General features: G+C 34.2%; 16 protein-coding genes, 1 other RNA gene and 1 riboswitch. Of the genes, 2 read left to right on the forward strand and 15 right to left on the reverse strand.

Going from position 1 to position 17,299, the window contains the following annotated elements; translation table 11 throughout:
- Window positions 1-12: 12 nt before the first annotated feature.
- The 6 genes from RWR88_RS04975 to RWR88_RS05000 all read right to left on the reverse strand — a co-directional run bounded on the left by RWR88_RS04975 (window position 13) and on the right by RWR88_RS05000 (window position 6,119).
- Window positions 13-1,092 (reverse strand): ABC transporter substrate-binding protein, encoded by a 1,080-nt coding sequence (locus tag RWR88_RS04975; protein ID WP_314348876.1) that lies wholly within the window; start codon window positions 1,090-1,092, stop codon window positions 13-15.
- A gap of 82 nt (window positions 1,093-1,174) precedes the next feature.
- Complete coding sequence (locus tag RWR88_RS04980; protein ID WP_314112926.1) at window positions 1,175-2,158, reverse strand: ABC transporter permease; 984 nt, start codon at window positions 2,156-2,158, stop codon at window positions 1,175-1,177.
- 18 nt (window positions 2,159-2,176) lie between these two features.
- The gene (locus tag RWR88_RS04985) at window positions 2,177-3,673 is read right to left on the reverse strand and encodes a sugar ABC transporter ATP-binding protein (RefSeq protein ID WP_314450906.1); all 1,497 of its coding nucleotides are present in this window, start codon (window positions 3,671-3,673) and stop codon (window positions 2,177-2,179) included.
- Window positions 3,666-4,037 (reverse strand): PTS lactose/cellobiose transporter subunit IIA, encoded by a 372-nt coding sequence (locus RWR88_RS04990; RefSeq protein WP_314450907.1) that lies wholly within the window; start codon window positions 4,035-4,037, stop codon window positions 3,666-3,668. The genes RWR88_RS04985 and RWR88_RS04990 overlap by 8 nt, the downstream gene beginning before the upstream one ends.
- A 4-nt stretch (window positions 4,038-4,041) precedes the next feature.
- Window positions 4,042-4,338: a PTS sugar transporter subunit IIB gene (locus RWR88_RS04995; RefSeq protein WP_314450908.1), complete on the reverse strand. Its 297-nt coding sequence runs from the start codon at window positions 4,336-4,338 to the stop codon at window positions 4,042-4,044.
- 14 nt (window positions 4,339-4,352) lie between these two features.
- Window positions 4,353-6,119, reverse strand: coding sequence for an L-fucose isomerase (locus tag RWR88_RS05000; RefSeq protein ID WP_314450909.1), 1,767 nt, complete (start codon window positions 6,117-6,119; stop codon window positions 4,353-4,355).
- Window positions 6,120-6,543: 424 nt separating this feature from the next.
- Between RWR88_RS05000 and RWR88_RS05005 the strand changes: the two genes are divergently transcribed.
- On the forward strand, window positions 6,544-7,296 hold the full coding sequence (locus RWR88_RS05005) for a DeoR/GlpR family DNA-binding transcription regulator (protein ID WP_314450910.1): 753 nt from the start codon (window positions 6,544-6,546) through the stop codon (window positions 7,294-7,296).
- A gap of 512 nt (window positions 7,297-7,808) precedes the next feature.
- Here RWR88_RS05005 and recR read toward each other — a convergent pair.
- The 6 genes from recR to RWR88_RS05035 form a co-directional block, all read right to left on the reverse strand.
- Window positions 7,809-8,405 (reverse strand): recombination mediator RecR, encoded by a 597-nt coding sequence (gene recR, locus RWR88_RS05010; protein WP_006703355.1) that lies wholly within the window; start codon window positions 8,403-8,405, stop codon window positions 7,809-7,811.
- A 17-nt stretch (window positions 8,406-8,422) separates the two neighbouring features.
- The gene (locus tag RWR88_RS05015; RefSeq protein WP_006703354.1) at window positions 8,423-8,740 is read right to left on the reverse strand and encodes a YbaB/EbfC family nucleoid-associated protein; all 318 of its coding nucleotides are present in this window, start codon (window positions 8,738-8,740) and stop codon (window positions 8,423-8,425) included.
- 12 nt (window positions 8,741-8,752) lie between these two features.
- A complete protein-coding gene (gene dnaX / locus RWR88_RS05020) occupies window positions 8,753-10,471 on the reverse strand; it encodes a DNA polymerase III subunit gamma/tau (RefSeq protein WP_314450911.1) in 1,719 nt (572 codons plus the stop codon).
- Between the two features lie 100 nt (window positions 10,472-10,571).
- The gene (locus tag RWR88_RS05025; protein ID WP_314450912.1) at window positions 10,572-12,716 is read right to left on the reverse strand and encodes a UvrD-helicase domain-containing protein; all 2,145 of its coding nucleotides are present in this window, start codon (window positions 12,714-12,716) and stop codon (window positions 10,572-10,574) included.
- 73 nt (window positions 12,717-12,789) lie between these two features.
- An RNA gene (ffs, locus tag RWR88_RS05030) (signal recognition particle sRNA small type) lies at window positions 12,790-12,889 on the reverse strand.
- A 383-nt stretch (window positions 12,890-13,272) separates the two neighbouring features.
- On the reverse strand, window positions 13,273-13,935 hold the full coding sequence (locus tag RWR88_RS05035; RefSeq protein WP_314450913.1) for a TenA family protein: 663 nt from the start codon (window positions 13,933-13,935) through the stop codon (window positions 13,273-13,275).
- Between the two features lie 146 nt (window positions 13,936-14,081).
- A riboswitch (TPP riboswitch) is annotated at window positions 14,082-14,172 on the reverse strand.
- 220 nt (window positions 14,173-14,392) lie between these two features.
- Here RWR88_RS05035 and RWR88_RS05040 point away from each other — a divergent pair.
- Window positions 14,393-15,031 (forward strand): SAP domain-containing protein, encoded by a 639-nt coding sequence (locus RWR88_RS05040; RefSeq protein WP_314450914.1) that lies wholly within the window; start codon window positions 14,393-14,395, stop codon window positions 15,029-15,031.
- 47 nt (window positions 15,032-15,078) lie between these two features.
- Here the strand turns inward: RWR88_RS05040 and tadA are convergent, their stop codons facing one another.
- From tadA to RWR88_RS05055, 3 genes are read right to left on the reverse strand one after another with little or no spacing between them, the layout of a single operon-like run.
- Window positions 15,079-15,597, reverse strand: a complete 519-nt coding sequence (gene tadA / locus RWR88_RS05045) for a tRNA adenosine(34) deaminase TadA (RefSeq protein WP_314450915.1) — start codon at window positions 15,595-15,597, stop codon at window positions 15,079-15,081.
- 1 nt (window position 15,598) lies between these two features.
- The gene (locus RWR88_RS05050) at window positions 15,599-16,696 is read right to left on the reverse strand and encodes an AI-2E family transporter (protein ID WP_314348863.1); all 1,098 of its coding nucleotides are present in this window, start codon (window positions 16,694-16,696) and stop codon (window positions 15,599-15,601) included.
- Window positions 16,680-17,165: a low molecular weight protein-tyrosine-phosphatase gene (locus RWR88_RS05055; RefSeq protein ID WP_314450916.1), complete on the reverse strand. Its 486-nt coding sequence runs from the start codon at window positions 17,163-17,165 to the stop codon at window positions 16,680-16,682. The genes RWR88_RS05050 and RWR88_RS05055 overlap by 17 nt, the downstream gene beginning before the upstream one ends.
- Between the last annotated feature and the right edge of the window lie 134 nt (window positions 17,166-17,299).

Below are 17,299 nucleotides of genomic sequence, written 5' to 3' on the forward strand. Positions count from 1 at the left end.
TCTTTTTAAATTTTATTCATATAATAATGCTTTGATATCTTCTTTATCGATATTTGAAGCATCATACCATTTAGAACCTGTATCTACGTCTTTAACTGTTTCACCTTTAGCTGAAGCAATTGCTAATTTAACAGCTTGGTAACCAATTTGAACTGGGTCTTGAGTAACTGAACCTACAAAGACACCTTTACGGATAGCATCTTGTTGTAAAGCACCTGAGTCAAAACCAACAGCTAAGATTTTATCTTTACCTAATTTAGATTCTTTGAAACCACCGTTTGCGTTGATGATTGCTTTAGCAGCAAATTCATTTGAACCATAAATTGCAATAGTATCTTCTTTTTCTAATACTGTTGAAGCTTCTGTTTTACCAGCAGCATCGTCTACTTGTGCAGGAACACGAACTTCAATAACTACTTTAGCGTCTGCTTCTGCAACATTGTTTTTGAATTTGTCATGTCCAACTACAGCTGTTTTAATACCTTTTTTCTCTAATAATTCAACCATTTTATCAATGAAACCACTTGTTCTTTGAGTGATTGATAGAGAGTTTACTTCTTGAGATACAACCCCAATACGAGCTTTTTTATCTCCAACTTTGCTTTCTAATAATTTGAATAAGTTTTCTGCAGCATTTCCCCCAGCAGCGTGGTTGTCAGTTGAAGCTGTTGCTTTAATAGCTCCTTCTGGTGCACCAGGTACCCCTGAGTCAAACCCGATAATTGGAATATTTTTGCTTTGAGCTTGTTTAATTGCATCTAATTCTGCTTCTGTATCTAAAGCTGCTAATGCAATAGCTTTTGGATTTTTGTTGATTGCGTTGTTTAATTGTTCTAATTGTTCAGCAATCGCTGTTTCGTTTTGAGGTCCTACGAATGTAATTTTAGCACCTAATTCATCTGCTGCTTTTGAAGCACCTTTATTAACTGCTTTCCAAAAGTCATGTTGGAAACCTTTCGCAATTACTTCTACTTTAAAATCTCCACCTTTAGAGCCTCCGCTACCTCCATCACTTGATTTTGATGAACAGCCTGCTAAGATTGCAGATGCACAAGCAAAAGTGGCAATTGCAAATTTCAATGATTTTTTCATAAGATTTCTCTCCTTTTAATTATCCTAATTTTGGATTATTACTAAAATTTTAAAACATTCACTACATTTGACTCTTTAAAACTTATTTCTTTTTGTTTTGACGGATTAAGATATCAGAGTAAACCGCAACAATTACTACAAATCCTGTGATGAATAATTGATAGTGTGGTTGTAAGTCGATATATGGTAAACCAATCTTCAATACTGACATGATGAATACCCCAATAATTGTACCAATTACTGAACCAACACCACCGGCTAATGAAGTACCACCAACTACTACCCCTGCGATTGCATCAAGTTCCATACCGTTACCAGTACCAGGAAGAATTGTTGAGTATGTTGCTGCATATGCGATACCAGCTAAACCTGCTAATAATCCACTGATAACATAAGCTGTTCCTTCCCATTTGATAACATTAACACCAGAAAGTCTTGTTGCTTCTTTGTTAGAACCAATTGCGAAAATATAACGACCAACTTTTGTTTTATTTAATACAACTGCTGCTAAAAGTGCTACAACAATCAGTACAATCAACCCTGTTGGAAGATTATCTTGCGTTCTGAATAAATCTTTATACCAACCTTCACCTGTTCCACGTAATGGGAAAGTAATACTTTGTACATTAGATACGATTGAACTTAAACCACGTGAAATCATCATTGTACCAAGTGTTGCAATGAATGGTGGTAAACCAAATTTCGCAATTAATACTCCGTTGAATAATCCGAATACACCTCCAATCACTAAAATTGCTAAAAGTGCTAACCATAAAGGCCAACCCATTTTTGTATGGAGCACACCACCAGTAATAGCAGCACACATCATTACAGTACCGATAGATAAGTCAATACCACCAGTAATAATAACGAATGTTACCCCAATAGCTAAAAACCCAATGTAATAAGATGCATCTAAGATGCTCACTGCTGTATCAAATGAACGGAATGATTCACTTGAGATTGCAAAAAATGCGAAAATAACAATCAATGCGATTATTGCGATTAATTTTTGTAGCCCAACTGTTTTTACTAGTTTAGTCCAGATGGAGTTTCTCTCTTCCATATTTATACCCCTCTTCAATTATCGATCTGTAGCTAATGCTAAGATACGTTCTTGTGTTGCTTGACTAATGTCAAGTTCTCCTGTTTTACGTCCTTCACACATAACAACAATACGGTCACTCATACGTAGTATTTCTGTTAATTCTGAAGAAATCATAATGATTGATTTTCCTTGAGCAACTAGCTCATTCATTAATGTATAAATTTCACTTTTCGCACCTACGTCGATTCCTCGAGTTGGTTCATCAAAGATTAAAATATCACTATTTTGTTCTAACCATTTTGCAATAACCACTTTTTGTTGGTTACCACCTGACAAGTTACGAACTAGTTGTTTTGAGGATGGTGTTTTTGTTCTTAGTGATTTTACAAATACATCACTTGCTGAAACAATTTCCGCATCATTAATTAAACCACCATGTATATACTTATCTAAGTTTGTCATTACTGTATTGTTTGCAATTGTCATATCAACAACACATCCATAACGTTTACGGTCTTCTGATAAGTATCCAATTCCTTCTCGGATAGCATCTTGAGGAGATTTAATATCAACCTCTTTACCATTAATTTTAATGGTACCGCTATCTTTTTTATCCGCACCGAATAATAAACGAGCTACTTCTGTACGACCAGCCCCCATTAAACCAGAGAAGCCTAAGATTTCGCCTTTTTTCAATACAAAACTTACATCTTTTACTGTGCTTCCTGCATTTAAATGTTCAACTTCTAAGACTACTGGTGCATCTTCTGGCACTGCTGATGCTGCTTTTGGATCTTCATAAATTGTACGTCCTACCATCATCGCAATAATTTCGTCTTTAGTTGTTTCTTTTGTATTTACTGTACCAACATATTCACCGTCACGCATAACCGTTACGCGGTCAGTAATACGAGCGATTTCATCCATACGGTGAGAAATATAAGTGATTCCAACACCTTTTTGACGTAAATCATCAATAATTACGAATAATTCATTGATTTCTGATTCTGTTAAAGCTGCTGTTGGTTCATCGAATACGATAACTTTAGCATCCATCGATAACGCTTTTGCAATTTCAACCATTTGTTGTTTCCCAACTGTTAAATGACCCACTTTTTCTTGTGGATTAATATCCAGTTTTAACAAGTTGAATAATTCTTTTGCCTTTTTATTCGCAGCATTATCATCAATAAATAAACCTTGACTAATTTCTTCACGACCAATGAAAATATTTTGTGCTACCGTTAAGTCATTCATCATATTTAATTCTTGGTGAACGATAACAATACCATCATCCATCGCTTCTTTTGGTTTTGAATATTCCACTTGTTTTCCATTATAGTGAATCGTACCTTCGTTTGGTTTATGAATCCCTGTTAGTACTTTCATTAATGTGGATTTCCCTGCACCGTTTTCACCCATTAGGGCGTGTACTTCTCCAGCTCTTAAATCAAAGTCTACACCTTTTAAGGCTTTTACGGGTCCGAAACTTTTAACGATTCCCTTCATTTCAAGAATAACTGGATTACTCATGCGTTTCACCTACCTGTTCCAGTTTTATAACGCGCTCTTGGAGCGCTTTCATTTGTGTTTGTTGTTCAACGACGATGCCTACCATTTCTAAGAGTAAGTGACTATTCATAAAATGATCTTGTGCATGCACTGCAAGCAATGTTGGAGAACTTGCTTCTCCTTTAATTTCTAATTGAATCATTTCAGTTTGAATATTGTGAGCTTCTACTCCTTTAGTTTTTGCTTCATCGAGTAATTCTCTTGCAGATGATAAATCACCTGCAAGAGCACTCTTCATTGATTGCATCGCTAAAGATGTTACTTTACTACTTTTTACTATGAGTTGCATCAACCGTTGTGTATCTGCTTTTTTAGTATCACTCATAAGCTTATCCTAATAATTCAATACCTTGTTTAAGAACTTCTTCTCCGCGCATATTTTCAAAATCTTCATCTGAAATAACTGCAACTGGAATATCAAGATTAGCTTTAGCTTTTTTTTCAAGATACGCTAATTGTGGTGATAATAGTAAAACATCTACATTTTTTAAATTATCAACCCCTGTAATTCCTACAGAGTAGAATGAATAATCTAATTTGTCACGATAAATTACTTCATTAATTCTTTCTACTAACATACTTGTTGTTAATCCGCCAACGCAGGCTAAAATAATTGTCTTTGCCATTCTAGTTACCTCTTTTATTTATGAATTGGACCTAATAATTGACAAGCACGGTAATCAGCTGATTCTAAATCTTCTGTTCCGAATAGTGACCAATTTTTCGGTCTGAAAATATCTTCTTCATCCACATTGTGCATATTTACTGGAATACGTAACATAGAAGCTAATGTAATTAAATCTGCTCCGATATGTCCGTAAGAAATTGCACCGTGGTTTGCACCCCAGTTGTTCATTACATCGTATACAGACTTGAATGCGCCTTTTCCTGTTAAGCGAGGAGCAAACCATGTTGTTGGCCAACCTGGATCTGTACGATTGTCTAATGTATGGTGAACTTCTTCTGGTAATTCTAATGTGTAACCTTCAGCAATTTGTAATACTGGCCCTACACCTTTTAGTAAGTTTAAGCGAACCATTGTTACAGGCATATTTCCTTTTGTTAAGAAGCGAGTTGAGTACCCACCACCACGGAAGTATTCTCTGTTTGCTGCTGGGAAATCAGTATTTTCAAGCATTGCATCTACTTCATCTTGTGTTAATTCCCAGAATGGTTTCATAACAGCTTCTCCATCACGAGTAGCTTGTCCTGTTCCATCTAAAGTACAAGAACCTGAGTTAATTAAGTGTAAGAATCCATTTTCTGCATGACCTTCTAATTTATGTCCTGTTACACGTTCAACTGCATCTGGACTCCAGTAAGTACGAACGTCTGCAAAAATTTGTGGTGTATTTGTTAATAAGTAGTTGAATAACATTGATACACCATTTAAAGCGTCATTTTCTGTAGCGAAAATGTAAGGACGACGGATACCATTCCAGTCAAATTGAGTATTTAAGAATGTTTCCATAAAGTCCCCATTAGGGAAGTGGTCTGTCCATTGACGTTGACCTTGGAATCCACCAACTAAAGCATAGTGACCAACAGCTTCTTCCTCGAAACCTAGTTCAGCTAAGCGAGGGTTACCAACCATTAAGTCACGTCCAATCATGAACATTTTGATAACAAATTCCCATTGTTTATCTTTTTCTTCACGACTTAATACTAAATCTTCACGGTTACGGTCAAAACCTTCTTTAACATTTTCTTTTACCCAAGCTAGAGCACGTTCAAATTCTTCATGGTCATAAATACCACGGTCGATACGACGAGTAAATTCTGTCATATCCACTGATTCATTACGCATTCCTAAATATTCTTGGAAGAAATCAGGATTTACGATTGAACCACCAATACCCATTGAAACACTACCCATTGATAAGTAAGCTGTGTCTCTCATTAATCCAGTTGCTAATGCTGCTCTTGCATAACGTAAAAGTTTTTCTTTTACATCTTCTGGAATTTCTGTAGAAGATGCTTCTTGAACATCTTTACCATAAATACCAAATGCTGGAATTCCTTTTTGAGCATGAGAAGCAAGAACTGCTGCTAAATATACAGCTCCTGGTCTTTCAGTTCCATTGAATCCCCAAATAGCATGTGGAATATCTGGTGACATATCCATTGTTTCACTACCATAACACCAACATGGAGTTACTGTAATAGTTGCGCATACATTCGATTTTTTGAATAATTCGTGTGATGCTGCTGCTTCTGGTACACGTCCAATTGTTGATGGTGAAATCACACATTCAACTGGTTGTCCGTCTGGATATTTCAATGTTGACTCTAGCAAAGCTGCTACACTTTTGGCCATATTCATTGTTTGAACTTCTAAAGATTCGCGTACCCCTTGACGACGGCCATCGATCGTAGGACGAATCCCAATACGTGGATGTTGTATCATTTTTCCTTCCTCCTTGTTTTTACCTTTTCTCAGTACCTTTCTAGAAAAATTTAGAAAAGTACAGACTTTAATAACTTCCTATCATTTAAAACATTTGTTTCAAGTATTTCCCCCTTTTTGTTTTTATTGATACCTGTTGGCGTTACGATGATGGTATTCTCATCAAATCGAATAGAATATTTCCAATCTGTTGTACAACTCTTTTTCGTTATACTCCTTATCTCAAATATCACACATTCGTTTAAAAACTACTTGGTCATCAAATGTCATAATAGTATCATCTATTTCTTGATTTCATCATACCAATAATAGAAAGCGTATACAATACATGAAAGCGCTATTGAAATTTCGCCAAACTTTGTGCTATAATTTGTTCATAATTGTTCATAATTGTTCAAGGTGTATTATATCAGGAGGGTGAATTATGGTTTCTTACGAAAGGATGACCAAAATTTTAGATATTTTATCGAAAAGAAAAATGATATCTACGGTACAATTAGAAGCTCTAATGTATTGTTCTACTTCTACATTAAGAAGAGATTTAATTCAATTAGAAAAAGATGGAAAAATTATTCGAACTCATGGAGAAGTACGACTAGTTACAACCAATAATGTGGAATACACATATGAAAGTCGCAAACAGGAAGAAACTTCTGGTAAAAAACATATTGCTGAAACAGCTTCAACTTTTTTAACAGATAATCAGTCCATTTTTATTGATAGCTCTTCAACAGCAGCTATGCTTATTCCTTATTTAGCAAATTTACAAAATTTACGTGTCATTACAAATGGTCTTGAAATAGCACGGCAACTAAATAATTATGATAATATTACTTTATTTTTCTGTGGGGGCCATATTGATTATGGAACAAATTCGGCACTGGGAGATTTTGCTATCCATTTTATCAATAATTTCCATGCAGATATTTGCTTTATGAGTTGTAGAGGACTTGATCGTTTTGGTTCATACGAAGCAAACTATAATCAAGCTTTACTAAAACAGCAAATGATTGCGAATGCAGATCTTACTGTATTATTAGCAGATTCCTCAAAGTTTAATACGAGTCACTATTTTAAATTAGCTAATTACAATGTGATTGACTATATTATTACAAATGAAGCACCTGTTGATTCATTTCAAGACACTGTTACTAAGGAATGCGAAATTCTTTGGTAACATTTAATAAATAGTTCTAAAACTCTTAGACCTTTTTTGTATTTGATTTTTTCAATGCAAAAAAGGATTTTTTAGTTACAAAAAAACTTCCCACAGTAGCTTAGGGATGAAACACCAAAGATAGTTTCTGCCATCAACCTGCTACTATAACGGGAAGTCTATTCGTTTTTGTTCTCTAAATTATATCTATTCAAGTAAAAAAGACTATCTCTTGCTCCACATCCCATCGAAATGCAATTTCTTTTTCTCATGAACGCAATAAATAAAACAGATTAACACTGCACAGTTGAAAATGAAGCCTCCTCGGATTCTATAATAACAACAATAGCGAAAAGTAACCGATGTGAATTAGAGGGCGCCAGGAATTTATTCCCAGCGCCCTCTTTGAAGCTCGGTAGGATTGAGACCTTGGCTCAATCCGGTACAGCTATTGTCGTCACTATGAAGATATCCGAGGAAACGCGAGTTTCAAGTCCTCACTATCTTACAATATTATTTTGTTTCATTTATAATTACAGCTCTCTTCGTCCTTCAATGGCTTTGAATAAAGTCATTTCATCTGCATATTCAATATCACTACCAACTGCAAGACCATGAGCTAAACGCGTCACTTTAATTCCAGCTGGTTTAATTAAACGAGATAAATACATCGCAGTTGCTTCACCTTCTGCAGTTGCATTAGTAGCAATAATCACTTCTTCTACAGTAGGATCCTGAAGACGCTGAATGAGAGAAGCCACATTAATATCATCAGGTCCTGTTCCTTCCATTGGAGACAGAACACCATGAAGAACATGGTACAAACCTTTATATTCCTTCATTCTCTCTAAACTCATCACATCTCGACTATCTTCAACAACTAGTATTTTTGTTCTATCTCTAGAAGCATCTTGGCAAATCTCACAAGGATCTTCTTGCGTAATATTTCCACAAACAGAACACATTGTTAAATCTCGTTTACAACTAATAAGTGCATTGGCAAAATTCATCACTTCTTCTTCCGGCATTTCCATACTGAAAAAAGCAAGACGAGCTGCTGTTTTTGCCCCGATTCCAGGCAGTTTCATATAACTATCCATTAATCGAGCAATTGGTTCTGGATATTGCATCCTCTCACCTCAACTCATTAAAATCCAGGGATATTTAATCCTCTAGTAAATTGTCCCATTGTTTGTTCATTTGCTTTTTCAGCTTGCTCTAAGGCACGATTTGTTGCCATTAATACTAAGTCTTGTAATAATTCAACATCATCTCCATCAACCGCTTCTGGTTTAATCGATACAGAAAGTACTTGACGTTTTCCATTCACTGTCACTTGTACTAAGTCACTTTGAGAGCTTCCCACATATTCTGTTTGATTTAACTCCTCTTGAGCTTGTGCCATTTGTTTTTGTAATTTTTGCATTTGTTTCATCATGCCTTGCATATTTCCCATTCCACGCATGTTGATTCCTCCTTAATTGTTTTCTGTTTCTTCTGAAATATGAACAATTTCTTCTCCAAACAAATCAATCGTATTTTGAACTAATTGTTCTACTTCATTTTTTTCTTCTTCATCAGTCGGTTGCTCTTCCATTTCTGTTGCATGAGTCACACCTTCTGATTCTTGTTTTTCTTTCTTATCTCGTAAATAATCTTGTCGAATTTGTACCCATTGTTCTCCTGTCACGCTGACAAAATTCCCTGGATACTGCGCTAATGTTTGACAATGACGAGCAATATCTTCATGAAGTTCTACACTTTCCTGCGCTCTTTGGCATAAAATTTCATAATCGAATTTTAACACAAATCCATTTGGACTAGCTGCTACAGGTTCGCTTGCTTTCAATAGAGCTCTTTGAGTGGTCGAAAGCATTTGTAATAAATCGCCCCACAATTCTCGAATAAAAATTAAATCTTTACGAGTTGCAGCATCTAGCACTTTATAAACTTCACCAATATTTGGCTTATATGTACTTGCTTTTGCTTGTGGAGTTGATACTCTTTTAGGAGCTTCTACTCCTTGTCCTTGTAATAATTGAGACATCTGTTGTTGTAAACTTTGTAACTGTTGTTCCAATTGTGAGACATATTCCTGATTCGCTGGTACTGCTTGCTGAGCTACTGCTACTACTGGTTGAGCCATTTTAATCGTAAAGACTTCCAAACTAATAGTTGGTTTTGTTGTAAATCGCATTTCTTGTTGCGTTTGATTTAAAGCATCCATAAAGCGATATAAAAAGGCTTCTTCGACTTCTTTTGCAAACTCCACAAAAGCTTCACTTCTACCAATCATATCTCCGGTTTGTTTTGCCACTAATAAATCTCTAGAAAATTCTAGCCATTCTTCAATTAAACGAGATGCTTCTTTTCCTAGCAATAATAAATCTTGCAATTGTAATAATGCTGCTTGCGCTTGTTGCTGAGTCAATAAGCGAACAAATTCAATCATTAAATCATCCGTTAAACTTCCAGAAACTTGAATGGCTTGTTCAAAACTCACTTTGTCATCACTAAATGAAATGACTTGATCTAATAAACTTAATGCATCACGCATTCCACCATTAGCACAACGAGCAATAACACTTAGCGCTTCTTCTTCATACGCAATCTCTTCTTGTTCTAAAATATAACGAAGTCTTTGAATAATTTCATCATTCGTTATTCTCCTAAAATCAAATCGCTGTGTTCGTGAAATAATCGTTGCTGGAATTTTATGCGGTTCAGTCGTTGCTAGTATAAAGATGACATTTTTGGGAGGTTCTTCCAATGTTTTTAATAAAGCATTGAATGCTCCTGTCGATAACATATGTACTTCATCGATAATATAAACTTTATACGTTGCTTGAGTTGGAGCATAACGAGCTTTATCTCGAATATCACGAATTTCTTCTACCCCATTATTACTCGCCGCATCAATTTCAATAACGTCCCCAATCGTTCCTTCTGTAATGCCTTTACATAATAAACATTCATTACAAGGTTCTCCATCTTGAGGATTTAAACAGTTAATTGCTTTAGCAAAAATTTTCGCAGCACTTGTCTTCCCAGTTCCTCTTGGACCTGTAAATAAGTACGCGTGACTTGTTTTGTGATGGATAATCGCATTTTTCAATGTTTTCGTAACTGCAGTTTGCCCCACCATATCTTCAAATTTTTGCGGTCGCCATTTTCGGTATAACGCTTGATAAGCCATCGGTCTTCTCCTTTTGACTTTATACTAAGAAAACACAACGCTACGATTGTAGGTTATGTTTTCTATTCTTTACTATTTTACATTTTTTTATGAGATTTGACTACCGGAATGTTCCAAAAACAGACATTGGTGCTTTAGAGTTTGCAATAAAACTTGTCACCTCTGGAGTCGTAAAAATATTCAAGCGATGTTTTGCACGAGTACAAGTTGTATAGAACATAAATCGTTCTTTCATCGTTGCATAGCGATCTTTTGTTGCTTGCCAAATAAAGACTTGGTCAAATTCTAGCCCTTTAGCAACTTCAATCGTTGTCACTACTAATCGACTACCTAATGATTCACTTGTATCTTCTAATAATTCAGCATCATACTCCACTAACTCTTTTTGTAAAGCTTTTGCTTCATCCATTGTACGGCAGAAAATAGCATTTGTATGATAACATTCAGGTGTATCTTCGACTAATTTCTTCAATCGTTCAATTGAAGGTTCTTCATCAACAAATACTCCTACTTCTTCACCTGTACGTGGGAATACATTTTTATCTAATTCCCACCCTAAAATACCATTGGCAAAACGAGTAATTTGCGCAGTACAACGGTAACTAATTTCTAATGAACGATGTTCTAATACACGTTCTTTGAAAAAGGCTGCTACTAATTCTGGATGACGTTCTTCTAAAGAGAAAATCGTTGTAGCTGTTGAGAATGATTGGAATGTATCTCCAACTACTGTAAATTTCGCACGGAAATAATAATTGGATAATGCTGCCATAAATAATAATGATACATCTTGAACTTCATCAATAAATAAGTGAGTATATCCTTGATAATCACGAATTGGAGCAATCATTGTTGCTACGTAAAGTAACACTCTGACTCCTTCTGCTGTTACTTGAAGACGTCCTTCACCCGTATCTTTTAAAGGTAATTGAGCATTATCTACTTTCCCTAATTCTTCTCTACGTTGTTTAGCTAGTGGCATCCAGTCTTGTAAATGTTTTGCAAAATTTACAAATGCAAACATTTCTACTTGTTGCTCTGCTTCTAATGATTGTTTTTCAAATACTCGTTGTCCTAGCATTTGATAATATTCTGTTTCACTATTAAATTCTTCATTTTTCATCAATACTTCAATTTGCATCGATGACATTTCTTCATATACACGTTTAGCAACTTCAGAAACATAGAAACGATTCAAACGACGTTTTAAGTTCTTTTCTAAGACTTCCTGAATTTGTACCAATTGTTGATATAATGTTAATTTAGGATTTACTTGTTCAATAATTTTTTGATAATCTTTTTCACCAAAAATTCTAAATCCTTTAATTGAAATCGGACGGAAATGCAAATTCGCTACCGATAAAGCAGGCAATTGTTCAGCAATAAGAGCTGCCCACTCACTATCTGTTAAATACGCTCTTCTCGTTTTAGTTGGTACTAACATACTTGTTTTATTTAAGAAAAATTTCTTAAATAATTCTACTGTATGTTGCGCTAATGTTTGTTGATATAATTCACTACCAGTTAAATTAGGAATAACGTGTGAAATATATTTGGCAAATAATTGATTTCGTGATAACAACAACATATCATTATGACTTTGATCTTTTGATTGATACATCAAATACGCAATTCGTTGTAATAAAATGGTTGTTTTACCACTACCTGCGCAACCATTAACAATTAACCAATCTTTTTGTTTATGACGAATAATTTCATTTTGTTCCTTTTGAATCGTAGCTGTAATTCCTTCTAAATGTCCATCACGATTCGTAGGTGCACTTAATGTTTCCATTAATAATGATTCTTCATTTTCTACATCATAGACCGATTGAATTTTACCTTTTTTAATGACAATATCTCTTTTTAAAGAGGCTTGCCCATGTTGAATTCCTGAAGGTGTTTGGTACGTTAAATCCCCTAATGTTCCTTCATAAAATAAGCTGGCAATTGGCGCACGCCAATCATATACTAGCACTTGCTTTTCTTCATCAAAAAATGTTGATGAACCAATATACATTTTTTCAACTTCCGGTTCACCTTCAAATTGAACATCAATTCTTCCAAAATAAGGAGATTCTTTTTGATTTTCTAATTGGTGAATTGAAAAATCAATAAAATCTTGACGTTGTTGATCCAAATTTTCATCTTTTAATCTTAGTTTTTCAGATTGTATTTTTTCTTCAAATTTTGATTGAACTTCTACTAAGTGCTTTTCTTCTTCTTTGAACCCTTTATTTTTCACTAGAGAGCTCCTCCATCTATCTCAAAATACTTACTTATAAAAACAGGCTGGAACGCTAGCCCCAGCCTGTAATTACTTCTATGTACATACAGCACATAACGAACGATACTTATAGCTGCTTCCTTCCGGACCTGACTCGATTCATATGTTCGCTATTGCCATATGGCCTAACGGCAGATATTATTATACTCTATTTCCCTGTATTTTGCAATAGTTCAAAAAAATTTGTTTTCCATGCTATCAAACGTAAGTGATAATGTCTCAATTAAACACAAGTAAAAATGACTTCAATCATAGAAGTAACAACACATTACATTTATAAGTGGTTAGATACCAAGAACAAAAGTTAAAGCTAACCCTACTCCGACAAAAAAGCCCCTAGGGAACTGACATTCCTTAGAGACTTTGCTGTGCTAGAGCACTACATTTTCGTAAAATATTATATCACGTAAAAATTAAGCTGTCTAACTCTTGAAAAATTAGCAGTTTTATCTTATTAAACACAAGTAAAAATGTCCCATTAAAATCAATATTCTATTTAATGTACTATAAACAACTAACATTCATACCCAATCTCAAAAAATGCTAATTCTAAAGCTACCGCATGATTCCAACGTTCTTGAAGTGCTGAAATCGTTGCTTTATCCTTACAAACTCGATTTAACTCATCAACGAGAAACTGAACCCATTCTTTAAAAAATTCTCCTCGGTGAAGATGAATCCACTCCAGGTGAACATATCGATCTGGAAGAGGTAATTCCTTAGAGCCCCAATCTAAATATAAACCTTCTGCAATGACTAACATCACTAAAAGCTGAGCATACTCAGATGAATCTACTGCTGAATACATTAGCTTTTGAAACTCTTTTGTCACAGGATGTAACGTAACTCCTAAATATTCTTTTTCTGTCACTCCTAATTCTTTAAATGCTTTTTGAAAATAGCCATCTTCATCTGCTTCTAAAAAGCCTAATTGTTTTGCAAATCGTAATTTTGCTTCTAGCGTATCAGCATGAGCGACACAAGCTCCTAACATCGATAAAAAAGCATCAAAAAAATGATAATCTTGAATCAGATATTTTATTAAGACTTGATTATCCATTGTTCCTTCAAAAAGCTCCTGTACAAAACGATGATTGACTGCCGCATTCCAATCTCGCTGACTGTTTTTAAGTAATTCTCCCACAGCATCTCCTGTTTTAAAAGCATATGTTTCCATATATGACCATACCTTTCCTATTCCATATTTTGTCTAGAGGACAAAAAATCCTCTTTCATTTGCTAAATGATAAGGCAAACAAAAGAGGATATTAGATGATTATTCAAATATAAGTCTTTTCCCTTAATCTATCCTATGGATTAGACATAATTAGCGAATCATTTCCCTTCGACAGTACGAACTGCATCAGGTTCAATGGGTATCATCTCAGCCATAAAGGCACCCCAAATGTTCTCTGATTTCATTCGAAAACAGTATAACAATACAGAGATTTAATGTAAAGTTTTTGATTTTTGAATTTGTAAAACCTTTATAATACTTCTTCATAATTCTACTCCCACTTGAAATTCTCCAAATAAAAAGTTGTCATTTGTCAAATCGTTCAATGAGCTAAAATATACAATTTTACTCATTACATTTATAATAATGAATAAGTAAATGATTTTAGGAGACCATTATGGAAGAAAAAAGACCTGATTTTAAAGATATCCATTCATTTGAAGAATTTAATCTCTATTATTGGTACCGAGAAGAACTATCACAAATTTGCAAATCCCTTGGATTAGAGTATAGAGGTACGAAGAAAGAATTGAATAATATCATTCATCAATATTTTTTAGGAAATAAAATCGAAAAAAAGGTGATCAAAAGAAACAAAAAACAAGTCGAAGATATTACTTTGAATACTCCATTACTTCATTGTGGTTTTTCTTTCAACCAAAAATTTCGTGATTATTTTTCAGCTGTAACAGGTATTAGTCCGTTTAAATTTAGTGCTAATATGGCAACAGCATGGAGAAAAGTAAAAAGAGATAAAGACATATCATTCACGATTCAAGATATGATTAAAATATATTATGGTGAATCAGATTATGCAAAATATGATAACTCAGCTTGTCAATGGAATCAGTTTCTAAAAGACTTTTGCTCAGATGAATGTAGCAAATTTTATTCAAATAAGTTAAAAGTTGCATCGATTCTTTGGAAAGAAGTTAGAAATTCGACAAATGAAAAAATTTATTCCAGAGAACTTTTAAACGAATATGAACATAAAGTAATGGAATACCGTAAAGAAACAGATTCCAGTTCACTATAATAGAATCATTCATTACAAGAGAGAGGTAACAAAAAACGATGAATATCCTAAAGGCATTCATCGTTTTCTAATTTCTTTTGTTCTTTTCGTCTTTTATTTCGTTCTCTTAATCCTTTAAAGAAGTCTTTTAAAATTTGCTGACACTCTTCTTCTAACACGCCATGTTCCACTTCTACTTGATGATTAAATCGTTCATCTTGTAATAAATTCATAAATGTTCCTGCTGTTCCTGCCTTTGGATCAAAAGCTCCAAATGTTACTTTTTTCAAACGTGACAAAATCATGGCTCCACTACACATCGGGCATGGTTCTAATGTTACAAATAATTCGCAATCTTCTAATCGCCAACTTCCTAGAACTTGATTCGCTTGCCGAATTGCTTTGATTTCAGCATGCAAAGTTGCATCTTGTTCTTTTTCTCGTAAATTATGTCCACGTCCAATAATTTCATCATTTAGCACTACAACTGCACCAATAGGAACTTCTTCTTTATCGTATGCTTTTTGCGCTTCCTTTAAAGCTTCCTTCATGAACATTTCTTTTTCCTTTTGTTCGATGATTCTCACCTCATTTATCCAAAAGTTTCAACGTTTCTTCTCGTTTAATGACTAATTCTTTTACAAGATGATAGATGACTGCACACAATGGTGTAAAGAAAATTAATCCTAGAATTCCAAATAAATTTCCACCAATCAATGCCGCTGCTAATGTTAACACAGTTGGTAATCCAATCGAATTTCCTACCACACGAGGATAAATAAAATTTCCCTCAATTAATTGTAATCCATAGAAGACACCAATCGAAATTAACGCTTGAATTGGGCTTACTGTAAAAATGAAAATAGCTCCTAACATACAAGCTGAAAATGGACCAATATATGGAATAAACGATAAAACACCAGCCAATACACCTGTTATTGCTGCATAAGGTAATTGAAATATACTGTAAGTAATGAACACTAATGAACCAATAATCATCGATTCGATTAATTGTCCCATTAAAAATTTATCATATGTTTCTAACGTAATTTCCCCAATATATCGAACCAGTTTAAACCTTTTTTCAGATAGACATACTTTTAACAATCGAGTGATTAAATATTGTAATTGCTCTTTACTTCCTAAAATATTTAACATTAAAAATACTGCCATTAAAATCGTAAATACATTAGAGAATATTCCTGTAATATTAGAAGTAAATCCACCTAAGAGCGATACAACACTAGAAACAATATTACTTTGATTAATAAATCCTGTAATTCGTTCTACATCAGCTGCTTGTAACCATCCAGAATTTTGTATCCAATTCACACCAAAATCCATTAAATAATTAAAACTTTCTCCTAATTGAACAACTGTTTTCGCTAAGGTTGGAACAATAATCCATGAAATAGCTACCACAATCGCAATAAAAATGAATAGTACTCCTAAAATAGCAATACTCCGTCTTAAAGAAGAAGGAACTTTAATCTTCTTTAATTGTTTTTCCATATGTTTCATTGGAACATTAAAGATGAATGCCATTAATAATCCTAACACAATAGGAGACATCATTCGTAAAAAAGCATTCACTCCTGTATATAAATGGCTAATATTTAATACGAAAAATAAACACGTCGCCGCAACTGCAATTAATATTAATTGTTGTTTAAAATTTTTCTCCATTATTCTCTCCATTTTTCTGTAATTTCTCTTGAATTTCTTTCATAAAAGCTTCACACCCTAAACAAACATCTTGATACGTTTGTTCAAAATCTCCTGTATACCATGGATCTGCAATATCTCGATTGCTTCCTACAAAACTTAATAAAGAAGCAATTTTTGCACCAGTCTTTCCTTGCATCATTCGTTTAATATTCATCATATTTTCCGAATCCATTCCAATAATATAATCTGCATCGGCATCTACTGAAGATAATTGTCTAGAATACATCCCCTCAGTAGAGATTCCTACTTTGGCTAATTGTTTTCTAGTACCAGAGTGAACAGGATTGCCTTGTTCCCAAGAACTTGTTGCTGCAGAATCAATAATGACTTGTTGTTCCAAACCTTTCTCTTTCACCATTTGTCTAAAAACTGCTTCTGCCATCGGTGAACGACAAATATTGCCTAAACATACAAATACAACTTTCATCTGCAACTCTCCTTTTCTCTTTCTGACAGTATATCATATTTTACAAAAATCGTCCTTTTCAATTCTATAACAAAAGCACGAGGCTGGGCAAAAAGTCTCAAAAATAGAAGAAAGCACGTCCTGATTTTGACTAA

The organism is uncultured Granulicatella sp. (assembly GCF_963528195.1).
GTDB lineage: Bacteria > Bacillota > Bacilli > Lactobacillales > Aerococcaceae > Granulicatella.